At 27.2% G+C, this 24,271-nt stretch carries 23 protein-coding genes; 20 read left to right on the top strand and 3 right to left on the bottom strand.

Translation table 11 applies throughout. The features are described 5' to 3' along the window. Nucleotides 1–419: 419 nt before the first annotated feature. The 9 genes from dltD (I4U89_RS15830) to I4U89_RS06925 all read left to right on the top strand — a co-directional run bounded on the left by dltD (I4U89_RS15830) (nucleotide 420) and on the right by I4U89_RS06925 (nucleotide 7,627). Nucleotides 420–1,142 carry a D-alanyl-lipoteichoic acid biosynthesis protein DltD gene (gene dltD / locus I4U89_RS15830; RefSeq protein WP_279311316.1) on the top strand — a complete coding sequence of 241 codons (723 nt, stop codon included), beginning with the start codon at nucleotides 420–422 and terminating at the stop codon, nucleotides 1,140–1,142. Nucleotides 1,143–1,155: 13 nt separating this feature from the next. Further along, a complete protein-coding gene (gene dltD, locus I4U89_RS15825) occupies nucleotides 1,156–1,611 on the top strand; it encodes a D-alanyl-lipoteichoic acid biosynthesis protein DltD (protein WP_330615544.1) in 456 nt (151 codons plus the stop codon). Further along, nucleotides 1,577–1,717, top strand: coding sequence for a hypothetical protein (locus tag I4U89_RS06955; RefSeq protein ID WP_195939672.1), 141 nt, complete (start codon nucleotides 1,577–1,579; stop codon nucleotides 1,715–1,717). Before dltD (I4U89_RS15825) ends, I4U89_RS06955 begins: the two co-directional genes overlap by 35 nt. A gap of 15 nt (nucleotides 1,718–1,732) precedes the next feature. Further along, nucleotides 1,733–3,241 carry a D-alanine--poly(phosphoribitol) ligase subunit DltA gene (gene dltA, locus I4U89_RS06950; RefSeq protein WP_195939671.1) on the top strand — a complete coding sequence of 503 codons (1,509 nt, stop codon included), beginning with the start codon at nucleotides 1,733–1,735 and terminating at the stop codon, nucleotides 3,239–3,241. Then, entirely contained in the window at nucleotides 3,241–4,389 is a 1,149-nt protein-coding gene (gene dltB, locus I4U89_RS06945; RefSeq protein WP_195939670.1) for a D-alanyl-lipoteichoic acid biosynthesis protein DltB, read from the top strand. The genes dltA and dltB overlap by 1 nt, the downstream gene beginning before the upstream one ends. 17 nt (nucleotides 4,390–4,406) lie before the next feature. Beyond that, nucleotides 4,407–4,637 carry a D-alanine--poly(phosphoribitol) ligase subunit DltC gene (gene dltC, locus I4U89_RS06940; protein ID WP_092924705.1) on the top strand — a complete coding sequence of 77 codons (231 nt, stop codon included), beginning with the start codon at nucleotides 4,407–4,409 and terminating at the stop codon, nucleotides 4,635–4,637. A 293-nt stretch (nucleotides 4,638–4,930) separates the two neighbouring features. Beyond that, a complete protein-coding gene (locus tag I4U89_RS06935) occupies nucleotides 4,931–5,782 on the top strand; it encodes a DUF3100 domain-containing protein (RefSeq protein ID WP_195939669.1) in 852 nt (283 codons plus the stop codon). 18 nt (nucleotides 5,783–5,800) lie between these two features. Next, nucleotides 5,801–6,271, top strand: coding sequence for a hypothetical protein (locus tag I4U89_RS06930; protein WP_195939668.1), 471 nt, complete (start codon nucleotides 5,801–5,803; stop codon nucleotides 6,269–6,271). Nucleotides 6,272–6,313: 42 nt separating this feature from the next. Then, the gene (locus tag I4U89_RS06925) at nucleotides 6,314–7,627 is read left to right on the top strand and encodes a M20 family metallopeptidase (protein WP_195939667.1); all 1,314 of its coding nucleotides are present in this window, start codon (nucleotides 6,314–6,316) and stop codon (nucleotides 7,625–7,627) included. 49 nt (nucleotides 7,628–7,676) lie between these two features. Here I4U89_RS06925 and I4U89_RS06920 read toward each other — a convergent pair whose 3' ends face one another. Further along, nucleotides 7,677–8,963: a transcriptional regulator gene (locus I4U89_RS06920; protein ID WP_195939666.1), complete on the bottom strand. Its 1,287-nt coding sequence runs from the start codon at nucleotides 8,961–8,963 to the stop codon at nucleotides 7,677–7,679. A 180-nt stretch (nucleotides 8,964–9,143) separates the two neighbouring features. On the opposite strand from I4U89_RS06920, the gene I4U89_RS06915 reads away from it, so the two are divergent. From I4U89_RS06915 to I4U89_RS06900, 4 genes are all read left to right on the top strand, one after another. Next, entirely contained in the window at nucleotides 9,144–9,614 is a 471-nt protein-coding gene (locus tag I4U89_RS06915; RefSeq protein ID WP_195939665.1) for a hypothetical protein, read from the top strand. Nucleotides 9,615–9,775: 161 nt separating this feature from the next. Continuing rightward, nucleotides 9,776–11,980, top strand: a complete 2,205-nt coding sequence (locus tag I4U89_RS06910; RefSeq protein WP_195939664.1) for an SH3 domain-containing protein — start codon at nucleotides 9,776–9,778, stop codon at nucleotides 11,978–11,980. 125 nt (nucleotides 11,981–12,105) lie between these two features. Beyond that, the gene (locus I4U89_RS06905; protein ID WP_195939663.1) at nucleotides 12,106–12,618 is read left to right on the top strand and encodes an RNA polymerase sigma factor; all 513 of its coding nucleotides are present in this window, start codon (nucleotides 12,106–12,108) and stop codon (nucleotides 12,616–12,618) included. A gap of 2 nt (nucleotides 12,619–12,620) precedes the next feature. Beyond that, nucleotides 12,621–13,478: a DUF3298 and DUF4163 domain-containing protein gene (locus tag I4U89_RS06900; RefSeq protein WP_195939662.1), complete on the top strand. Its 858-nt coding sequence runs from the start codon at nucleotides 12,621–12,623 to the stop codon at nucleotides 13,476–13,478. A 187-nt stretch (nucleotides 13,479–13,665) separates the two neighbouring features. Here I4U89_RS06900 and I4U89_RS06895 read toward each other — a convergent pair whose 3' ends face one another. After that, on the bottom strand, nucleotides 13,666–14,337 hold the full coding sequence (locus tag I4U89_RS06895; protein ID WP_195939661.1) for a hypothetical protein: 672 nt from the start codon (nucleotides 14,335–14,337) through the stop codon (nucleotides 13,666–13,668). Nucleotides 14,338–14,498: 161 nt separating this feature from the next. Between I4U89_RS06895 and I4U89_RS06890 the strand changes: the two genes are divergently transcribed. From I4U89_RS06890 to I4U89_RS06880, 3 genes are all read left to right on the top strand, one after another. After that, nucleotides 14,499–18,797 carry a PolC-type DNA polymerase III gene (locus I4U89_RS06890; RefSeq protein ID WP_195939660.1) on the top strand — a complete coding sequence of 1,433 codons (4,299 nt, stop codon included), beginning with the start codon at nucleotides 14,499–14,501 and terminating at the stop codon, nucleotides 18,795–18,797. A gap of 194 nt (nucleotides 18,798–18,991) precedes the next feature. Then, nucleotides 18,992–19,705, top strand: coding sequence for a DUF975 family protein (locus tag I4U89_RS06885; RefSeq protein WP_195939659.1), 714 nt, complete (start codon nucleotides 18,992–18,994; stop codon nucleotides 19,703–19,705). A gap of 316 nt (nucleotides 19,706–20,021) precedes the next feature. Beyond that, nucleotides 20,022–20,222, top strand: a complete 201-nt coding sequence (locus tag I4U89_RS06880; protein ID WP_195939658.1) for a cold-shock protein — start codon at nucleotides 20,022–20,024, stop codon at nucleotides 20,220–20,222. Nucleotides 20,223–20,441: 219 nt separating this feature from the next. Here I4U89_RS06880 and I4U89_RS06875 read toward each other — a convergent pair whose 3' ends face one another. Continuing rightward, on the bottom strand, nucleotides 20,442–20,609 hold the full coding sequence (locus I4U89_RS06875; RefSeq protein ID WP_195939657.1) for a hypothetical protein: 168 nt from the start codon (nucleotides 20,607–20,609) through the stop codon (nucleotides 20,442–20,444). 200 nt (nucleotides 20,610–20,809) lie between these two features. Between I4U89_RS06875 and I4U89_RS06870 the strand changes: the two genes are divergently transcribed. From I4U89_RS06870 to I4U89_RS06855, 4 genes are all read left to right on the top strand, one after another. Beyond that, on the top strand, nucleotides 20,810–21,313 hold the full coding sequence (locus I4U89_RS06870; RefSeq protein WP_195939656.1) for a VanZ family protein: 504 nt from the start codon (nucleotides 20,810–20,812) through the stop codon (nucleotides 21,311–21,313). A gap of 171 nt (nucleotides 21,314–21,484) precedes the next feature. After that, the gene (locus tag I4U89_RS06865) at nucleotides 21,485–22,201 is read left to right on the top strand and encodes a DUF975 family protein (protein ID WP_195939655.1); all 717 of its coding nucleotides are present in this window, start codon (nucleotides 21,485–21,487) and stop codon (nucleotides 22,199–22,201) included. Nucleotides 22,202–22,490: 289 nt separating this feature from the next. Continuing rightward, nucleotides 22,491–23,027 carry a hypothetical protein gene (locus I4U89_RS06860; protein WP_195939654.1) on the top strand — a complete coding sequence of 179 codons (537 nt, stop codon included), beginning with the start codon at nucleotides 22,491–22,493 and terminating at the stop codon, nucleotides 23,025–23,027. A 7-nt stretch (nucleotides 23,028–23,034) separates the two neighbouring features. After that, on the top strand, nucleotides 23,035–24,216 hold the full coding sequence (locus tag I4U89_RS06855; protein ID WP_195939653.1) for a WD40/YVTN/BNR-like repeat-containing protein: 1,182 nt from the start codon (nucleotides 23,035–23,037) through the stop codon (nucleotides 24,214–24,216). Nucleotides 24,217–24,271 lie beyond the last annotated feature (55 nt).

The following is a 24,271-nucleotide window of genomic DNA, read 5'->3' as shown; positions in this document are numbered from 1 at the left end:
TATATATTATAATAAAATAATAAAATATGTTTATATACTTAGTGATAAGAAAAAGACTAATTATATAAATATAGTATTTTAATATTAGAAAAATGACTAAACTTAACTAATTAAGGGTATTGTTAATATAAAACTATTAAAAAATAAAATATTAATCCAAAAGAAAAAGTATAGAGATATATCTATACTTTTTTGTTATGTAAATTTTTACTTACTAAAAGAAAAATTATAAAAAACTTATATTTTTTATTTGAAATATATTAAAAATAAAATATTTAAGTATAAAATGATTTTAAAAATAATTTAAAAAAACCTTAAAAATACATTAAAAAAACATAAAGTTACAAAAGTGTTATTGAATATATGTCGATAAAGTAATAAAATAGTTAAGTATTACGATTAAATTAGAGGAGAGAAATATGAAAAAAATAACTTATTTCATTGTGCCGATATTAATAGGAGGAATATTCTTGTTTGGGCTAGACAAATTCCTAGACCATGAGATAAAAGACCTATTAAATAAAAAAGACTTAATTCCTGTAATGAATTATCCTCTAAGCGTGGAAAAGGATAAGGGAATTATATTAAATAATCATCTTTTAAAACAAAATGACATTATGATGATAGGTTCATCAGAACTAGGACATGCTACAAAGCAGCATCCTACTTACTATTTCAATACAAATAGAAGTAAAAATAAAGTATTTATAATAGGAAAGGCATATACTCAAAATTTACAAGATGCAACTATAATTGGGAGTACAGACCCTAATATAAAAGATAAAAAAGTTGTATTACTACTTTCTATGCAATGGTTTATGGATAAAGGCGGTGTTACAGCTCACCACTACCAAGGTAGATTTTCGCCTGTTCAATTTTATGCCTTTTTACAAAATCCTGAAATATCAAAGAAAAATAAAGAGGAGTTTGCAAAAAGAGCAAGTGAGCTATTAGCTGGATCTGGAGAGTTTAAGCCAGAAGCTGTATATGCAAATTTATATAATGATAATTCATTCACTTCAAAAGTAGAAAAAACTTTATTATACCCTTACTTTAAAGCAAGACAATTTGAAGTAGTGTTAAAAGACAAGGGAATGTTATTTAAAAAGTTATTAAGAGCTCCTATGAAAAAAAGAAGTTAAAAAAGGAGAGCCTATTAACTGGGAAAATGAAACAAAACAAGCAATTGAAGATGCTAAAAAAAGAGTTGGAAACAATGATTTAGTAATAGACAAGGTATATTATGAGAAAAACTTTGGTAAAAACCTAGATAAAATGAAAGGTAAATACGATTATGTTAATCTATTAGAATCAAGAGAATTTGATGATTATGAATTAACATTATCAGTATGTAAAGATTTAGGAATAAAGCCAGTAGTTGTTATGCTTCCATCTATGGACAAGTTCTATAACTTAACAGGAATATCAAAAGAAGAAAGACATGCTTTTTATGATAAAGCAGAAAACATGGCAAAACAAAAAGGTTTTGATGTTATAGATTTAAGAGACAAAGAAACTGAAAAATATTACTTAAGAGATGTTATGCACCTTGGTACGAAAGGATGGGTAGATGTTTGTGAAAAATTATTTAAAAAATTTAATCAACAATAAATACTTAATGATAAGTATTACATTAACAATAGTTATAATAGCAGCTATATTAGTGATGACATTTACATCATTTAAAGAATTACCATTTATATATAATGAATTTTAATAAGGAGGATTACTAATGAAAATCATTGAAGGTATAAAAAAATACGCAAATACAGACAGGATAGCATTAAAATGTAATGATGAAAGTCTTTCTTATAAAGATTTAGATAAGTACTCAGAAGCAATAGCTTTATATTTAAAAGATATACATGAAGATAACACACCAATAGTTATATATGGAAACAAGGAAAATATGATAATGGCATGTATGATAGGTGCCTTAAAATCAGGAAGAGCATATGTACCACTTGATATAAGTTTCCCACTAGATAGAGTATATGATGTAACTGGTGAAATTAAGCCAAAAGTTGTATTTAACTTTAGTGAAGTAAACTTAGAAGGCTTAAATGTAGTTAATGAAAATGAATTAAAAGAAATAATAAAAAAATATGAAAATAAAGAAATAGATAAATCTAACTGGGTAAAGGAAGATGAAAATGCATATATCTTATTTACATCAGGAAGTACAGGAAAGCCAAAGGGAGTTCAAATAAGTTCAAACAACTTAGATAGCTTTGTTGATTGGATTAGCCCATATTTAAATATAGATGGAAGTGAAAAAGTAATAATGAATCAAGCAGCATATTCATTTGACTTATCAGTTACATCTATATATCCAGGATTAGTTCATGGTGCTACTTTATTCTCTTTAACAAAGAAAGTATTAGCAGACTACAAGGAACTATTTAGACAATTTGGTGAATCTGATATGGCAGTGTGGGTTTCAACACCATCATTTGCAGGAGTTTGTGTAACAGAAAAGAGCTTTAACAGTGAAATGTTACCAAAGCTTGAATCTATGATATTTATAGGTGAAGCACTTCCAAAGAGTTTAACAAAAGAGCTTTTAGAAAGATTTGAAAATACTAGAGTTATAAATGGATACGGGCCAACTGAAGCTACTGTTGGAGTAAGTGTAAATGATATGACTATGGAATTAGTAGAAGATGAAAAAAGTTTACCAGTAGGATTCCCTATGGAAAACTGTAAGATAAAAATTATAGATGAAGATGGGAATGAATTAAGTGAAGGCGAAAAAGGTGAAATAGTAATAATAGGGCCTTCAGTTTCAAAAGGATACTTCAACAATGAAGAAAAAACTAATGAAGTATTTTACTTTGATGAAATAGATGGAGTAAAACACAGAGCTTATAAAACAGGAGATATAGGGTATCTTCTAGATGGAAGAATATACTACTACGGTAGAAAAGATTTCCAAATAAAATTAAACGGATTTAGAATAGAAATAGAAGATATAGAAAACAACTTAAGAAAAGTTGATAACATTAAAAATGCAATAGTTATACCAGTTTATAAGGATGAAAAAATAGCATACTTAACAGGTATAGTACAGCTAAAAGAAAAGAACTCCCTAAGTAATCTTAAAAACGGAATGATAATCAAAAAAGAATTAGGAAAATATATACCATCATATATGATTCCTAGAAATATAAAGGTTATAGATGAATTCCCGACAAACATAAACGGAAAAATAGATAGAAAGAAACTTATGGAGGAAATTTAATGACTTTTTCACAATATGGAGATTATTTTTATCTTTATATATTATTATTAACGTCAATACCAGCTATAATACTAGGACTTTGTGAAAAAAAGATAAAGTACTATGGAATGATAGCAACTGCATTTATGATACTTTTAATAGTTGGAGTAAATGTACACCTAAAGTTCTTAATAGCATTTATGGTAATTGAAGTTATAGTAGTTAAAGGATATGAATATGTAAGAAAGAAAACGGACAGTAAGCTTGTATATAGATTATTTTTATTAGCATCAATGTCTCCAATAATAATTAATAAATTATCACCATATACATCAATGGGGACTATTGGTTTTATAGGAATATCTTATTTAAACTTTAGAACAATACAAATGGTTATAGAAATTTATGATGGGGCAATAAAAGAAGTAAAGCTACTAGATATGATTTACTTTGTACTATTTTTCCCAACATTAAGTTCAGGACCAATAGATAGATCAAGAAGATTTGAAAGCGAATTAGAAAAAAATATATCAAGAAGCGAATATATAAATGAATATTTAGCTCCAGGTATTAAAAAAATATTTATGGGGATTGGATATAAGTTTGTAATAGCATTTTTAGTAAATACTTATTGGATGTCAAAAATACCTGGTGATATAACTTTTAAAAATGCACTAAGCTATATGTATGCTTATAGTTTATACTTATTCTTTGACTTTGGAGGATACAGTTTATTTGCTGTAGGGACAAGTTATATATTTGGTATAAAAGCACCAGATAACTTTAACAAACCATTTATAAGTAAAGACATGAAAGAATTCTGGACAAGATGGCATATAAGTCTTTCTAGATGGTTTGGAGATTATATATTCTCAAGATATTTAATATCTTCTATGAGAAAGAAAAGATTTAAAAATAGAGCTACAGCAGGTCGTGTTGCTCAAATGATAACAATGTTAGTTATGGGATTTTGGCATGGTTTAACATGGTTTTATATAGTATATGGTATATATCAAGGTCTAGCATTAGTTCTTACAGATATATATCAGAAAAAATCCAAATTCTACAAAAAGCATAAAAAAGAGAAGTGGTTTGAATATGTGCAAATATTTGTAACATTCCATATAGCATGTTTTGGACTACTAATATTCTCAGGATATTTTGCTTAATTTAAGGAGGACATAAAATGCAAGAAACAGTTATAGAAATATTTGAAGATGTTTTAGGTAGTGATGAAATAAGAGATGATTTAGATTTTGATTTATTTGAAGCAGAGCTTTTAGACTCATTAGCTATAATACAAGTATTACTTGAAATAGAATCTAGATTAGGAATAGTACTTCAACCAACAGATTTAGAAAGAAGTGACATGGCTACAGTTAATAACTTAGTTAAATTCTTAGAAAATAGAAAATAATATTTTAATAAATAAGGCTGTAAAATACTTAAGTTTAAGTATTTTACAGCCTTTTTAATTTATATTAAAAATTAAAAAAACTAATATATAAACTATAAAAATATTTGTTATGAAAACGTATTGACAAAAATCTTCAAATATTTTATTCTTTAATTACGGACAACTTAATGACATGTCAAAAATAAAACTTTAAATATTTTATGTAAAGTTTTTATTTTTGAAAATAGGCAAACGTATTCTTAAATAGGGGAACTTTGTCTTAGTTAAATACTTATATTTTTTAGGGAGGAAATATGGAAAATAACAAAAGTCTTATGAAAGTTATGATTGCAACTTTATTAATAGTTGTAGGGTGCGAATTTATTGGAGAGTATACAGTTAAGCTAGGTTCTGTAGCCTTAGTATTATTCCCAATGTTATACGCAGTAATTATAGGAATTATAATCACACCAGATTTATTAGGGAAGAAAATAAAAGTATTAAAAGAAATGGTTGGGGAAAAAGAAATAAATATAGCTGGGGATGTTGTTGGTATCGCACTTGTTTTACTTGGAATAAAGTATGGTTCAACAGTTGGTCCTAATCTTGCAAAAATAATACAAGCAGGTCCAGCATTTTTAGCTCAAGAATTTGGGCATATACTAGCACCTATAGTAGCACTTCCTTTAGCGTTACTATTTGGGTTTAAAAGAGAAGCTGTGGGGGCTTGTTCTAGTATAAGTCGTGAGACTTCTTTAGGAGTTATATCTGAAAAATACGGAATAAATTCACCAGAAGGTAGTGGTGTTTTAGGTACATATTTAATGGGAACAGTAATAGGAACTATATACTTCTCTATACTAGGTTCTGTTTCAATATATACAGGTCTTCATCCATATGCACTTGGCATGGCAACAGGAGTTGGTAGTGGTAGTATGATGACTGCAGCTTCAGCAGCACTTACAAAAGTACCAGAAATAGCAGCTGATCCTGCTATGGTTGATACTATACTTTCATATGGGGCTACAAGTAATATGATGTCTAGTTTAACTGGACTAATATTCTTAGTATTTATAACTTTACCATTTACAAATAAGTTATATAAAGTTTTAGAGCCTAAGTTAGGTAGAAAGTCTAAAGAAACATCAAAAAATAGTGTAGCTTAGTAAAGAGAGGGATAAAAAATGTTTGCTAATATAAATGTTAAAAGAAGTTTACATCAACTTATAGTAATGCTAATGGTTGGGGCTATGATTTTAATAGGACAGTATATAAGTAAGGGAGTATCAATAACTACAGCTCTTCCTGGAATGCTAATAATGATAGCAGCAGCTATGGCAGCAATGATATTAAAAGATTTATTTCCAAAATCAATATTTCCTGCATTTGGATTTGCAACAATAATAGGGTTAATACTTAGTATACCAGGAAACCCAGTATCAGATGTATTTAATGAGCAAGTTGCAAATATAAACTTTATGGCTATAACTACACCTTTACTAGCATTTGCTGGGATATCTGTAGGTAATAAAATAGAAGAATTAAAGAAAATGTCTTGGAAAATAGTAGTTATATCTTTAATAGTTTTCACAACAATATTCTTTGCTTGTGCAACTATAGGGCATATAGTACTAAAAATGCAAGGGGTTATATAGTTTAATATAATACAAATATTTATTTTTTGGGAGGAATTAATTATGAATAAAGCTAAATTAAAAGAACTAATTATAAAAACAATAGATGAAAATAGAGATAAAATAATAGAAGTAGGTCGTGGAATATATGAAAATCCAGAATACGGATATAAAGAATATAAAACTACTGAAGCTGTAGCAAACTTTTTAAGTGAAGAATTAGGACTAGAAGTAGAAAAAAATATAGCTGTTACAGGATGTATGGCTACTGCAAATAGTGATAAAAAAGGACCTCATGTATCTATATTAGGAGAATTAGACGGAATATCTTGTAAAGAGCACAAACATTCTAATGAAATAGGTGCATCTCATACTTGTGGACACAATATACAAATAGCTGGAATGTTAGGTGCTGCAGTTGGATTAGTTAAAAGTGGTGTATTAGATAATCTTGATGGAAAAGTATCTTTTATGGCTACTCCAGCAGAAGAATTTATAGAGTTAGAATATAGACAATCATTAAAAGATAAAGGTGAAATAACTTACTTTGGCGGAAAGCAAGAACTTGTTAAAAAAGGATATTTTGATGATATAGATATGTCTATGATGTTCCATTCATTAGATATGGGAGAAAATAAGGCATTAGTAGGTCCAGAAAGTAATGGATTTATAGGAAAGAAAGTTCAATTTATAGGAAAAGAATCACATGCAGGTTCAGCTCCACATGAAGGTATAAATGCTTTAAATGCAGCAATGCTTGCTATAAATAATGTAAATGCATTAAGAGAAACATTTAAAGAATCTGAAAGAGTTAGATTCCATCCAATTTTAACTAAAGCTGGAGATATAGTAAATGTTGTACCTGCTGATGTTCAAATGGAATCATATGTAAGAGCTAGAACTATAGATGGTATGATAGATGCTAGTGAGAGAATAAATAGAGCATTAATAGCAGGTGGTAATGCAGTTGGAGCAGAGGTAGTATTAACTGAAATACCAGGATATTTACCAATACTTCGTTATAGAGATATGGACAAATTATTTAGCGATAACTTAGTTAATTTAGGAATAGAATCAGAAAAAATAGTTGATGGTGGAGATTTCACAGGTTCATTTGACTTTGGTGATATATCTCATTTAATGCCGACACTTCACCCAATGATAGGTGGTATAAAGGGAGCACTTCACACTAGAGAGTATGAAATAGTAGATGAAGAATTAGCATATATAGTACCTGCAAAGTCTATGGCTATGACTGTTGTAGATTTATTATTTGATGGTGCAAAAGAAGCTAATGAAATATTAAATAACTTCACTCCTGTAATGACTAAAGAAGAGTACCTAAGCTTCTTAGAAAAGTATGATAGAACTATATAATTAAGTAATTAAAAATAAAAAGGGCTTTTAATAAGCCCTTTTTTATATACTAAAATAAAAGTTCTACAAGGTTTTTAGGTCTACCTCCGCCTTCACTAGTTTCTTTTGCACATACTCTTGCTAGTTCTTTTGAAACTAATTTATTTAAAATTCTTCTAGCACTTCTATCACTTATATTTAAGTATGTAGCTAGTTCTTTTGTATCATATATTTTACTTTGTCTAGTATTGCTTATTGCTATAATTTTTGATATTGATTCACAACTTAGTCCTGATTTTTTTGAAATATCTATTGTATATTCATCAGAGGCTATAAGTGAATAGTTAATTTCACTATCTAGTCCTAGTGGACCTTTTAAAAACTCATTTTCATCAATTAAGAATATATCAAAATCAGAAGAATCTAAAGAACGTTTTAATGCTTTATATCCATTTGTTTCAGCTTGATATGAAGTATTTCCAATACCAATACCTACAGCAAGAGAAAATCCAATAGATTTTATTTCATTTTTTAAACTAAATAATTTATTGTAGTTTATATCATTTTCAATAGCACCTTTATGAGCAAATATTATATACTCATCTCTACCAAAATTAAATACTGAACCTTGTATATCCCTAACATATTCAACTATAATTTTATCAAGGTCGCATCTTTTAATCATATTAGAGTAATACTTGTCCATACTTTCTTTATAATCTACTAAACTAAGAATCTCAACACCTATTTGAGAATGTTTAGCTTTATTTAATTCATACTTACTTTTTAGTTCATTATAACTTACTCTTATAAGAGGTCTAGTTGCTTCTAGTCTAAATACTGGATATCCTTTTGATTTTAAGTAATTATAAACATTTGCAAGTCCAGTTAGCATTACATCTGTTTTTTTACTTTCAAACAAATCAATATGCCACTTAGCATAATCCATTTCAGAAATATCATTAGAATAAGGCATAGAAAATACATTATTAATATCAAAGTCAATTTCATACAAAGAATCACTTAAAATCTCATTATTAACTACATCTATACTAAACTTATTTAAATCTATATTACTTTTTTTTACTTGCCATAAAGCTTTTACAATACTTGCGTTACCTCTTGATACAAAAACATTAGGTAAGTTTATTTTATGATTAGCTTTGACAGACTCATAAACACCACATCCTGTAAATATTATTCCATCGCATTCATTTTCGCAATCTATTATTACTTCTGGTGCATCTACCAATTTTTCTCTTATATATAGTTTTACATCTAAGTTATTATCTATTTCATTTAAATATTCTTTTATTTTTTGACTTGAATCTAAAGGCCCTACAACTCCTATCTTCATAAATATCCTCCAAAACCATTAAATTAATTACATATTATGAATTTACTATAACATAGTATATATCATGATAGAAGAAATTTATAAGATATAGAAACATAAACAATTTACTATTTAAAAAAGAGGTAAATAATAGAGTTTATCAAAATATTATAATAAATATATTTTTAGGGGTAGAGATATATGATAAGTGATAAAGATTATAAATTACTAGAAATATATGCAAAGGCATATAAGAAAAGTTCATTAAAGGTTGATTTAGTAAGAATAGAAAAATTAGAAAAGAATATGAAAAATTTAAATGAAGAAATAACAGAATATATAAAAGAATTATGTGAGTTAGACTTTGAATTTAAAAAAAATACAAGTCCTATTCCAGATCCTATAAAGTACTTTATAGAAAATGGAAAGGCAGTAGAACAATGGGATTATATAAATAATACATTATGGAATGGATATTGGAAAAGGTGTAGTGGAAGAGATTTAGAATATTTTATGTCTTATTTAGAATATCCAATAATTTATCCAAACCATAAAAACTATATTGAAAACAATAAAAATTTAATAGAAGTATTTAAAAAAGAAACTGGGCTTAAAAAAGTTCCATATGGTGTAAAATGTGCAGAGGTACTCAATAAAAAATATTTTAAATAAAAGCCTTCTAAAATTATAAATTTATCTATATTTCTAAAAAAGTTACAAAAAAACTACAAAATTTGAGTTTTATTTGTCGGATAAGATTTACTAAAAAAATATACTGTCGTATAATTATACTATTAACTAATGTAAAATTTATCCACAAGGAGAGAATATAGATGAAAAAAAAGATAGCATTGGCAACACTAGCAGCAGTGCCTATGACCGTAAGTAGTGTTTATGCTTCTGATTTAACAGGAATTGTTACAACAAGTTTTTTAAATGTAAGAAGTGGACCTTCAACTAGTCATGCAGTAATATTTAGTGTTAAGAAAAATGAAAAAGTATCAATTGAAGAACAAAGAGATGGATGGTACAAAATAAAAACTAATACAGGAAATACTGGATGGGCATCATCTACATACATATCATTATCTAATAATGAATCAAATGATAATCCTTCTTCAGATAACCAAAGAAGAGTTACAATAGAAGGACTTAACATGAGAAATGGTGCAGGTACTAGTTATAGAGTTATAACTAAATTAAAAAATGGAACAATATTAGAATTAATATCAGAAAATAATGGATGGTCTAAAGTTAAACATGATGGAAGAATAGGCTATGTATATAGTGAGTATTTAGAAGAAGTTTCAGATTCTAATATAAATAGTAGAGCTAATACTACAAAAGTAGTAAATTATGATTTCTTAAATGTAAGAAGTGGGCCATCAACATCTCATTCTATAGTTGGAAAGCTAAACAGAGGAGATAAGGTAGGGGTTATATCAGAAAGTAATGGATGGAGTAAAATAGATTACAAAGGAAAGGTTTCTTATGTATCTAGTAGATATTTAAGTAATCCATCAAATACAACTCCTGAAAAGCCAGATTCAAATAATGAAAGTATAAAAGAAACAAAAGTAGTAAATTATGAATTTTTAAATGTAAGAAGTGGTCCATCAACGTCTCATTCAAAAATAGGAACATTAAAAAAGGGAGACAAAGTAGGAGTAATATCTGAAAGTAATGGATGGAGTAAAATAAAATACGATGGAAAAGTAGCATATGTATCAAGTTCATACTTAAGTAAAGAAAATACAACACCAAATGTACCAAGTAACCCAGAAGAAAGTGTAAAAGAAACAAAAGTAGTAAATTATGAATTTTTAAATGTAAGAAGTGGACCATCAACGTCTCACTCAAAAATAGGAACACTAAAAAAGGGAGACAAAGTAGGAGTAATATCTGAAAGCAATGGATGGAGTAAAATAAAATATAATGGTAATGTAGCATATGTATCAAGTACGTATTTAAGTAGTGAAAGTACAACGCCAGATGTACCAAGTAATCCAGATAACCATACAATAAAAGTAGTAAACTATGACTTCTTAAATGTAAGAAGTGGCCCATCAACATCTCATTCTAAAATAGGTGTTTTAAGCAAGGGTGATGAAGTTAAAGTAAAAGAAGAAAGTAATGGATGGTCAAAAATAGATTACAGAGGAAATAATGCATATGTTTCTAGTATGTATTTAAGTAGCATAGGTTCTAATGGAGGAAGTGAAACTCCAGATAATGGTGGAGGAACTGCCAATATAAATGGAGCAACTGTAAATCATATACAACTAAGATATACATTAGAAGACCATGTAAGACTTCAATTAGAAAGAGCAAGTATGGGTGGAAATGTTATAGATTCATCTATAAAAAGAGGATTTGTTACTGCAAGTAGAGCAGATTTAGAATATTACCTAAATCCAAATAACTTTACAGGTAGTACAAAGGGAATGATGCAGTTTTTAAGAACAGATTCATATAAAGGTGGAGTTACTGCTAGTGAGCTAAACTCATATCTAAACTCTTTAAGACCAGCATCTTCAGGAACTAATGTATTTTATAATCAAGGACAAACTTTTATAAATGCAGCTAAAAGATATGATATAGATTTAGCTTATCTAGTATCTCATGCTATGTGGGAAACTGCTTATGGAAGATCAACTTTAGCACAAGGTCAAACTATAACATCATACAAAGGTAAACCACTACCATCACCAGTTAAGGTTTATAACTTCTTTGGTATAGGTGCAATAGACCATAGTGCAAACGTAAGTGGTGCTGAAGCTGCTTATTCAAATGGTTGGACAAGTGTAGAAGCAACAATTGATGGTTCAGCTAAATGGATAGCTCACAATTACATAAAAAATACAAAATATAAACAAAATAACATATATAAAATGAAATTTAACTATGATTACTCATGGCATCAATATGCAACAGATGTAAACTGGGCAAATGGTATATCAGGAGTAATGGTAAGAATAGTTCAAATGTATGATAAAGGAAGTAATTTAGTATTTGATATTCCAAAATATAGTAGATAATAAAAAATACCCTCATCTTTTAACTTAGATGAGGGTATTTTATATTTAAATAAAAAAATACAAAACTTTTTAATATACATAAATCGTCTATATATATGTACAGGAAAGGAAGGTTTAGATTATTAATGAAACTGCTAAGCTTAAGCAAAAATCTAAAAGAAAAAAGGTTAAAAGACTATATAGTTGAAAATAAAGAATCTTTTTATAAAATAGCATATAGCTACGTTAAAAATGAATATGATGCCTTAGACATAGTTCATGATGCTATATGTAAGGCTCTTTCTAAAATAGATACATTAAAAGATACTGATACAATAAAACCATGGTTTTATAAAATACTTATAAACACTACAACAGACTACATAAGAAAAAATAAAAAATATATTGTAGTAAGTGATGATATATTAAAAGACTCCAAGATAGAATATGATAAATATAGTGATATAGATTTACAAAGGGCAGTTGATAGTTTAGATGAAATCTATAAAACAGTCATAATACTTAGATACTTTGAAGATATGAAAATAGAAGATATAGCAAAAACATTAGATCAAAACGTAAGTACAATAAAAACTAGAATTTATAAGGCACTTAGTAAACTTAAAATAAAAATAGACATCAAGAGAGAGGATGATTAATAATGAAGGATAAGGATAGCTTGAAAAGGTTAAAGAAAGATTATGATAATATTAAAATACCAAAAGAATTAGATGATGTAGTAAATAATGCACTAAATCGTAATACTAAAAATAGAAAATATATTGAAAAAATGGTAATAGCAGCATCTCTTTTACTTGTAGTTTTAGGCATAAATATTAGTCCAGCATTTGCACAAACACTTTCTAAAATACCGATAATAGGAAACATAATAGAAATAATAACAATAAAAAATTACAGTATAGATAAAAATGGATATAAGGCATCGATAGATATTCCAAAAATAAGTGGATTAACAGATAAAAAATTAGAGTATAAATTAAATAATGACTTTGAAAAAGAAGGAAAAAAATTATATGAAGATTTCTTAGAAGAAATGAAGGAATTAAAAGCAGATAAAGTACAAGGGCATAGCTTAGTAGAATCTTGGTATGAAACACTAACAAATAACGACGATTTATTATCTATAGTTGTTTATACTCATTATACACAAGGGTCATCAAATACAATAAGAAAAATTTATAATATAGATAAAAGAAATGAAACAGTATTGTCTTTAGAGGGGATGTTTAAAAATGATGACTATATAGAAGTTATAAGTCAAAATATAAAAGAACAAATGAGAGAGAATATGAAAAAAGATAAGAATAAACACTATTGGTTAGATGATGAAATAGCAGAAATGAATTTTAAATCTATTGATAAAAATCAAGACTTTTATATAAATGAAAATGGGGAACTTGTTATATGCTTTGATAAATATGACGTAGCACCGGGGTATATGGGGTTAGTTGAGTTTACTATACCTAGTAATATAATAGAACCATTACTTAATAAATAGGGGGAAATAGGGAATATATGAATAAGAAAATTATTGACATAATGTTTTGTACTGGATTTATAGGGCTTATAATATCTATGTATATAATAATGTCAAGATAATTAATACACTTTAATATTTAGGTAAAATGTCTCAAAATAATTATTTTGAGACATTTTTAATTTAAAAAATATAAGAGTATGTAAAATTATGCAATTTTTTTTGTGTATCGCAAAATAGTATCTATATTATGTTCCTTTACTACATTTTTAAGATTGCCAAAATTGTAAGTAGCAAGTGCATACTCTTTTACTTTATTAAATATAAACTCTTCATGGCTATTTTTAAGGTTTACCATAAGTTTAGCGTTATTCCAAGCGATAACCTCTCTATCAATTAGATTTTTCTTTAAAGCAATAAGACTTTTTTCTAAATCATCAGGAATATTTTCTTTATGAATATTATTATTACTAACATCTATGTTGTATTCTATTAATTTATCTATTATTGAATATATTATTGCAGTATATTGTTCCTTAGATTTATATATATTTTTATCAACAATATGACCAACCTCATGAGATACAATAAATTTAGCAATTAGAGACAAAGAATCAGGATTAATTTCAACACAAACACCATTTGAGTTTACAAAGTTAAAAAAATTATAGCAAAATGATAAAAAGCTAGCTCTAGAAGCAAGTATTGATCTTAGTCTAGGTAGAGCACATATAGGTATATTTTTATATTTAAAATAAAATAAAAATATTCTTTTGTTTAAGCTTAGACTCTTTAAAGAAGATTTAAATAGCTTTTTTTCACCTAAGTTTTTGTAATAAAGTGCGATTTTTCTATAATTACTTTCGTTAAAGGTAGCCATATTAACACCGCCTAACTATATAGTCTTTTAATATAATATTAAAAGAAACTCAATTTGTAGCTAATCCAAATTAAAATAATATATATGGGTATAAATATAGATAACTCTAAAACTTAAAAACTGTGATATAATATATTACTAAGTTTTGAAGGGAGGATTCTATGGAAACTGTTAGTGAATACTTAGATAAACTAGAAATAAACAATAATATATTAAAAAAACAATTAAAAGATGTTTATATAAATAAAGTAACTTACTTTAAAGAAGACAAAATAGTATATTTTTATTTAACCTCAAAGTCTATAATATCCTATGAAGTACTTGATATGCTAAAGGAAGATTTGCATAATAAATTAGACTACTTTAAAGATATAAAAATAAAAATAAGATATACAGGTTTTGATAGAAAAGCTAATAAAGATATTATAAAAATGTATTGGATAAACATTATATATATATTAAAAAGACTTTGCCCATCTATAGCAGGATGGTATAGGCAAGTTGAGTATATGTGTATAGATGATTTATTAAAAATAAAAATTCCAAAAGGAATATTCTACGAAAGACTTATAAAGCAAAATGTAGTATATGTATTAAAAAGTGTATTAAGTGAAGAGTTAGGAATGGATATTAATATAGTCATGGAAAGGGCTATAGATGAAGATGTAAACATTGAAAGAATATTAAGAAAAAGCGATAAAATAATAGAAGATAAGATTAAAGATTTAGAAATACAAGCAACTAATGAACCTAAAGAAGATGAAGAAGAAGCTTATGTTATAAGACCTGAATTTGATGAACATCTAATATATGGTGAAAATGTACATGCTATGGTAGAAAAAATAGACTCCCTTAACCAAGAGTCAGGTACAGTAGCAGTAGTTGGTGATATATTTGATATAGAAATCAAAGAACTTAGAAATGGTAAAATATTATTTATAGCATCAATAACAGACTATACAAGTTCTGTAAGCTGTAAATTATTCTTAAATGATACTAACAAAGATAAAGTCATTGATAATGTTAAAAAAGGTTCCCATGTAAAAATAAAAGGTGATGTTATGTATGACACTTACCAAAGAGAACTTACAATGACTATAAGTGGTATAAGAAAAGAAGAAAAAGAAGAGAAAAAAGATTTATCAGAAAATAAAAGAGTAGAACTTCATGCACATACTCAAATGTCATCAATGGATGCACTTTGTTCCACTAAAAAGCTTATAGAAAGAGCAGCAAAATGGGGACACAAAGCAATAGCAATAACTGACCATGGAGTGGTTCAAGCTTTCCCAGAGGCTATGGGTGCAGCTAAGGCTAATAATATAAAAGTATTATATGGTGTTGAAGGATACTTAGTAGAAGATTCAAAAGATATAATAGAAGATGCTAATGACAAAGAACTATCACAAAGCTTTGTAGTATTTGATATAGAAACAACAGGATTTTCTAATACTAACGATAAAATAACTGAAATAGGTGCAGTTAAAATAGAAAACTTTGAAATAGTAGATAATTTTAGTGAACTTATAAACCCACAAAAAGATATATCATATAAAATTCAAGAACTAACAGGTATAACTAACGATATGGTAAAAGATAAACCAACAATAGAAGAAATACTACCTAAGTTTATGGAATTTATAGGAGATAGTGTATTAGTTGCTCACAATGCAGAATTTGATATTGGATTTATAAGGGAAAAATGTAGACAACAAAATATAGAATTTAATAATAAAAGTATAGATACACTTACACTAGCTAGAATATTACTTCCAGATTTAAAAAGACATAGATTAAATGTAGTGGCAAAAGCACTAGGTGTTCCACTTTTAAATCACCATAGAGCTGTAGATGATGCAAGAGCTACTGCTATGATTTTTCAAAAGTTTTTAGATATGCTAGTAAAAAAAGGTGCAAATACATTAAAAGAAGTAAATGAAGTTTTAGGTAAAGTTGATTATACAAAACTAGGAACGAATCATATAACTTTACTTGCAAAAGACTGCACAGGGCTTAAAAATCTATACAAAATAGTATCAGATGCCCATGTTAATCATTTTTACAGAGCTCCAAGAATACTAAAGAGTTTCCTACAAGAACACAGAGAAGGAATTATAGTAGGTTCTGCTTGTGAAAATGGACAAGTGTATCAAGCAGTAAAGAAAAATGTTGATGATGAAGAAATGGCAAAAATCATAGAACTATATGACTATATAGAAATAATGCCAATAGATAATAATAAATTTATGATTCACAAAGGTGAAGTAGAAGATGAAGAAGAACTAAGAGATTTAAATAGAAAAATGGTAGAGGTAGCACATAAATTTGGAAAAATACCAGTGGCTACAGGAGATGTTCACTTTTTAGATGAACACGAAGCTGTTCTTAGAACAATACTTAAATACTCTCAAGGATTTAAAGTAGATGAAGAAGAAACATACCTTCACTTTAGAACAACAGATGAAATGCTAAGAGAGTTTAGTTATTTAGGAGAAGAGTTAGCTTATGAAGTTGTAGTTACTAATACTAATAAAATAGCTGATATGGTAGAAAATATACTACCAATACCAGATGGAACATATCCTCCAGAAATAGAGGGGTCAGATGTAGAGCTTAGAGAAATGTGCTACAACAAAGCAAAAAGAATATATGGAGATCCTCTTCCAGAAGTTGTTCAAAATAGACTTGATAGAGAGCTAAACTCTATAATAAAAAATGGATATGCCGTAATGTATATTATCGCCCAAAAGCTAGTTACAAAGTCATTAAGGGATGGATACTTAGTTGGTTCAAGAGGTTCAGTTGGTTCATCAGTAGCAGCGACAATGAGTGATATAACAGAGGTTAATCCACTTCCAGCTCACTATATATGTGAAAATGAAGATTGTAAATACTCATATTTTTATGAAATCGGTGAATGGGGTTCTGGAGTAGATTTACCAGATAAGGATTGTCCAAAGTGTGGAAGAAAGCTTAAAAAAGATGGACATGATATACCATTTGAAGTTTTCCTTGGATTTGAAGGAGATAAAGAACCAGATATAGACCTTAACTTCTCTGGTGAATATCAGCCAGTAATACACAAATACACAGAAGAACTATTCGGTGAAGGATATGTTTATAGAGCAGGTACAATAGGTACAGTAGCTGAAAAAACAGCCTTTGGATATGCTAGAAAATATGTAGAAGAAAACAATATACAAGTACCAACAGCAGAGGTAGTAAGATTATCAAATGGATGTACAGGAGTAAAAAGAACATCAGGACAGCATCCAGGTGGAGTTATGGTTGTACCTCACTATAAAGATGTATATGATTTTACTCCAATACAATACCCTGCTAATGATACAAGTTGTGGAGTAATAACTACTCACTTTGACTACCACTCTATAAGTGGTAGAATACTAAAGCTAGATATACTTGGGCACGACGTTCCGACCATAATAAGAATGTTAGAAGATATAACAGGAATAGATGCAACAGAAATACCTCTAGATGATAAAGAAACAATGTCACTATTTACTTCAACAGATGCACTAGGAGTAACACCAGAGGAAATTAATTGTCCAATAGGTTCACTTGCAATACCTGAGTTTGGTACAAAGTTTGTTAGACAAATGTTACTTGATACAAAACCAACAACATTTGCAGAACTAGTACGTATATCAGGACTTTCTCATGGTACTGACGTTTGGCTAAATAATGCACAAGAACTTGTTCAAAAGGAAATAGTTGGACTTAAAGATGTTATATCAACACGTGACGATATAATGAACTACCTTATATTTAAAGGACTTCCGCCAAAAATGGCATTCACAATAATGGAAAATGTTAGAAAAGGTAGAGGACTAAAGCCTGAACATGTTGAGTTAATGGAAGCTAATAACGTACCAGAGTGGTATATATGGTCATGTAAACAAATAAAGTACATGTTCCCTAAGGCACATGCTGTAGCATATGTTATGATGTCATTTAGACTAGCATATTGTAAGGTTCATTATCCAGAAGCTTTCTATGCAACTTACTTTACAACAAAAGCAGAAGACTTTGATGCTGATTTAATAGTTAAGGGACTACCTGCAATTAAAGCTAGAATAAATGAAATAGAAAGTTTAGGAAATGACGCAACAACTAAAGAAAAAAATATGCTTACAGTACTTGAAGTTGCACTTGAAATGTATGCAAGAGGTATAAAAATACTTCCAGTTGATATATATAAATCAGATGCAAGTAAATTCCAAGTTGCAGGAGAAAAGATGCTACTTCCTCCAATGATAGCCCTACAGGGGGTCGGAGAAAATGCAGCTATAAATATACAAAAAGAAAGAGACAATGGAGAATTTATTTCTAAAGAAGACTTAAGAAAGAGAACTAAGATTTCAAAAACTGTTATAGAAACATTAAGTAATCATGGTTCACTTAATAATATGAGTGACGAAAACCAATTATCATTATTTTAGATAAAATATTAAAAAATATATTAAAGCTTAGGTATAACCTAAGCTTTTTTGCTTAAAAACTTATTTATAATTTATAATTAAAAAGGTATTATCAATCCAAATAATCTGTTTTTTAACAATATATGTTTTATATGGAAAATTATAGGGTATATTAAACTCATAGACATTAAGTAATAATCATTGGAGGAATTTTTATGAACAGAAAAGAGTTAAAAGAACTCTCTAAAAGTCAATTAAAGGGTAACTGGAAAGTACCAGTATTAGCTATGTTAGCTTATTCAATAGTAATGTTTTTAGTATCATATCTAAATAATAGTGAGTCTTCATTAGTATCATTAATTGGAATAATATTTGCTTTAGTTATAGAATCATGGTTTTTTGTAGCGTACCCAAGATTATTTTTAAATCTTAGAGAAAATGAAAGTGTTGATTTTAGCGATTTATCAGTATCAAAGAAAACTTTCTTTAAATCTTTAGGATTTTCTGTATTAGTAGGAATAATATTAATAATAGTATATATGATATTAATGGTTACTTTTGTAGGTGGTCTTACAATAAGTATATTAAATGCAAATGATTTATTTGAAGCTATAGCGCCAATGGTAATTGCAGGCATTATATTATGGTTAATATCAATAGTAATTCAATTAGCAATTTCTATGGTACCATTTATACTTGCAGATAAAGAAGAAGTAGGAGTATTTAAATCAATATCTCTTAGTATAAAAATGATGAAAGGTCATAAATGGAGATTATTTATTATATGGCTAAGCTTTATAGGATGGGCAATATTAAGTATATTAACTTTAGGAATAGGATTTTTATGGTTATCACCATACTTTACTTTAACTATGGCTAACTTCTATAAAGAAATAGAAAAAGAATATAATGCTAAACATATAGATTAAAAATAAAAGGAGCTTAATTTAAGCTCCTTTTTATTTTTTTATTATAAGGAAATTATAACACTTTAAAATCTGTTAATAACCTGTAAATCAAAGCAATATCAATATATTCATAAAATATATAAGTTTTGAATTACATTGACTAATAGCATATTGAGACAATGTCAATTTAAGTGAAATATAAAGTATTTAAAAGAAATTAAAATAAAAGCTATCTATTATTAATAACCTGTGCTATACTAATATTAGTAGCGATACAAAATCGATACACAAATAAATTAAGAGAGGCCTAGAAATAGGTTCACAGGAGTATTTTTTAATGATAAATGGAATAGTAAAATGGTTTAACAATGAAAAAGGATTTGGTTTCATATCAGTAGAAGGTGGAGATGATGTATTCGTACATTTTACAGCTATCCAAACTGATGGGTTTAAATCATTAGAAGAAGGTCAACAAGTAAACTTTAATATAGTTAAAGGTGCTAGAGGTCCTCAAGCGGAGAATGTAACTATATTATAATATATATATATGTTCGGAAAAAGACACATTGTGTGTCTTTTTTTATTTTAATTAATTATAATAAAAATATATAAAGTAATAAAAACATCTTAGAAATGAGATGCTTTTATTATTTAATTAGGCTATGCTTTAATATAATGTTGATTTTATGAACTATTTTAGCAACAAAAAATAAGGGCATATCGATATGTTCCTATTTTTGTTCGCATTATATTAAAATTAATCAATAAAATCATCATACTTTTCAATGTAAAATTCTACACTTCCACAATTGGGACATACACAAGCTTTTACATTATCTTTAGAATTATTAAACATTCCTTTACGCTTTTTTATTATTGTAACTTCTGCGCCCATATATGATGTAACAGTAGAATCATTTATCATCTCCCTTTTGCATTTGTTGCATAACATTTTTATTGTATCTTTTTTAACATCAATTTAAAACAAAGCCTTTAATTAAAACTAACTTCTACAATATTTAGTCTTTATAATATGCTCAAAAAATATCTGTTTTAGTAGAAACTTATTAAACCTTGAATTATACTATAATCAAATGATTTAATAAATTGAAGGGGGAAAGTCATATGGGAGATAAAAAGCAACGTTACTTAACTATGATTTTGTTTACAATATATTTTTTAATATTAATATGGATCATTTTATTTAAGATGAGTTTTTCATTTGATGAACTTTATAGTAATAGAAGTATTAATCTAATTCCTTTCTCTGGTTCTGTTATTGTTAATGGAAAAATATATATTAATGAAATTGTTAATAACATACTTATATTTGTGCCTGTTGGTATTTACACATGTATGTTAAATCAAAAATGGTCCCTTATTAAAAAAATTGCAGTATCTTTTTTCATTAGTTTAACAATCGAAGTTTTACAGTTTGTATTTGCTATGGGTGCAACTGATATAACAGACCTTATAGGTAATACATTAGGGGGAATCATAGGTATTGGAATATTCTATCTATTCATTAAAATATTTAAAAATAAAACTATTAATATACTTAATGTCCTTGCTTTTATTGCTACAGTTGGGTTAGTAAGTCTTTTATTAATTTTAATATTAGCGAATTAAAACTACATAAAATATATCTTTTCATGTATAGATATAATTAAGTTTAGAATGACCTATTTATAGGTCATTTTTTTATTATATTAATTAAAACTTAGACTAGTAAATCTTAGAACTATTGGCAATATATTTGAATATATATATTATAAGTTAAAAATTAAAGGAGGCGAGGTTTTGACTAGAGTAGAATTGAAAAAACTTTCTAAGAGTCAATTGAAAGGAAATTGGAAAACTCCAGTATTAGTCATGTTAGTATATACCATAGCAGTGATGGCTCTTTCTTTTGTATCTGAATTTTCAGATTCAATGGGTATAAATTTGATTAGTACAATATTTGTACTTGGGTTAGAAATATGGTTTATTGTAGGATTTGCTAATTTCTTTTTAAGATTTAGTGAAAATGATGGAAAAGCTAAGTTTGATGACTTATTAGTATCTAAAAAAGCAGTATTAAAATCATTAGGATTATTTACTTTAATGTTTGTTATAGGAATTGTATTAGGTATTATAATTATTTTTGCTACATCATCTATGATAGCATATTCAATTTTAAGTGAAAGTGTATCTACTGGTATGATAGTAGGTGTATTAATATTTGCAATAGTATTATCTATACCTATTGTTATACTTGAACTAGCTTTAGCTATGACACCATATATCTTTGTTGATAAAGAAGAACTTGGTTTAATTGATTCAATAAAACTTAGTATAAAAATGATGAAAGGTAATAAATGGAATTTATTTGTTATTAACCTAAGTTTTATAGGATGGGCACTTTTATGTATTCTTACTTTAGGTATAGGATATTTATGGTTAGGGCCATATATACAATTAACTATTACTAATTTTTATATAGACTTAGATAATAATTTTAAAGAAATATCAATTTAAATAGAAAACTATAAACCCTTGTAAATTACAAGGGCTTTTTTATTTTAAATAAACAAACCAAATTTAAAAAGTGGGGGTAATAAAAAACGACGTAGGGTATAACTCCTTCATATAAATTAAATCGTGTTTTGTAATCAGATTTTAACCACATATAATTAAAATTAATATATTATAAATATAATAACAAATTTAAAGATATTAAAATAAAATAATTATTTAGGGATATAAAAAGGGATATATTTAACAACTATAATTCTTTATAATAATTAATAAAAATAGGGGGAATATGGTGGAAATAAAATATACAAATAATCGTGAAGATTATATTAAGGGGTATGAAAAAAGTAGAAAGTATGCTTTAAGAAAAGATGTATTCACACTTGCATCAACTATGCTAATACTAATAGGAATTACTTTTTACTTTATCAATGAAATGTCTAGCTTTTACAATATAGAAATCACATTATACGTAGCTGTAATATTAATTCTAGCAGCAACAACTATAATAACAACAATATTTCTGAACATAATGTCTAAGAAAAACATACAAAAGTCAATTGATAAGCTAATAGAAATAAGAAATAGTGCAATAGGTCCTAAATTGATAGAAGTAAAGAATGATATTTTTATACACAAAGGTGAAAAATCATATTGTGAATACAATATAAAAGCTATTGACAATATTTATGAAGAGGATAATGTATTAGTTATTTGTATACAAAAGATAAATCCTATAATAATACTACCTTTAAATTCCTTTGAAAGTGAAGAAATAAAAAATCAATTTATAAATCTAATAAAACAAAAAAGTGAATATTTAAGGTAGGTGGAATATGAAAAAGAGTATAAAACTTATAATAATTATAATATCAATAATCATTATAGCGTGTTTATTTAGGGTAGGATATACAATATATAAAAAGCAAGAAATGGATAGCTTAATAGATGTTACAAATAATTTTTTTAATGAATATATAAAAAAAGGTGAAGCCTCATACGAAGAAAAAGGGATGAAAGCAGTTTACACAAACAAAGAAACAGTAATAGTAGCAGGAGATAAAAACGAGTTTATGGCAATGGTTTACTTTGATGTAGAGGTAGATGTAAATGATGAAAAAGATTTTACATCATCACATCATAAAATGAGAATCAAAAAAGATAATAATGGAAATTACACCTTGATTGATGAAGGCAATATGGTAGATAGCAATAGTTTAAAAGTTGTTAATTACTCAAATAAACAAAAACAAAAAGAGGAATTAAGTGAAATAAAAGAAGAAATAGATACAAATGAAACTAAAAAAATATTAGGAATATATTATCAAATGACTTCAAATGGTCTGCAATTAAGTTATGATAAAAAGAAAAATTGGGTGAGTGTACCAATACCTAATGAGTATTTGATGTCGATTTTTGATTTTGATAATAATAAATTAAAAGAAAATATTTACTATATAAGCCATAAAAAAACAGCCTTTATATCTAATTTTAACTCGGATATATTAATTATTGTTACAGATGATAAGGGGAAAACTTGGAATGAAGTTAAGTTAGAGGGTGCTTACCAAGAAGGAGATTTATTTATAGGATTTAGTAGTCAAGACATAGGATATTGTGTCATAACTACTGATGTTGCTATGGGTAAGCAATATAGTTACATATACATAACGAATGATGGTGGTAAAACTTATAAGGAAATTGGAAATACAAATGAAGTTTATCCAAGAATAATTACAGGAGTAGGATTTTTAGATGAGAATATAGGTTTTGTTGGATTTAGGTATGAAAGTGATAACAACCCAACTGTATATAGAACTGAGGATTCAGGTAGTACTTGGGAAAAACTTGATATAAAACTTCCTGATGAGTATATAGGTGACTATGCAACTCCTCTTAATCTTAAATTTGAAAATGATATTATAATGCTTCCTGTAAAACTTAGAGATAGTGATAAAGTAATCAATTTTATATCTACAGATAAAGGTTTGACTTTCAAATATAGTGAAAATATGTAAAGATAGTATTTAATAAATTTAGGCCCTATTAGACAATTGTGTTATAAAATAAGCA

The organism is Romboutsia sp. 1001713B170131_170501_G6 (assembly GCF_015668195.1).
In the GTDB taxonomy this organism is placed as follows: Bacteria; Bacillota; Clostridia; order Peptostreptococcales; family Peptostreptococcaceae; genus Romboutsia_C.
Note: the sequence above shows the minus strand (reverse complement) of the source record. Positions and strands in the feature narration are given on the sequence as shown.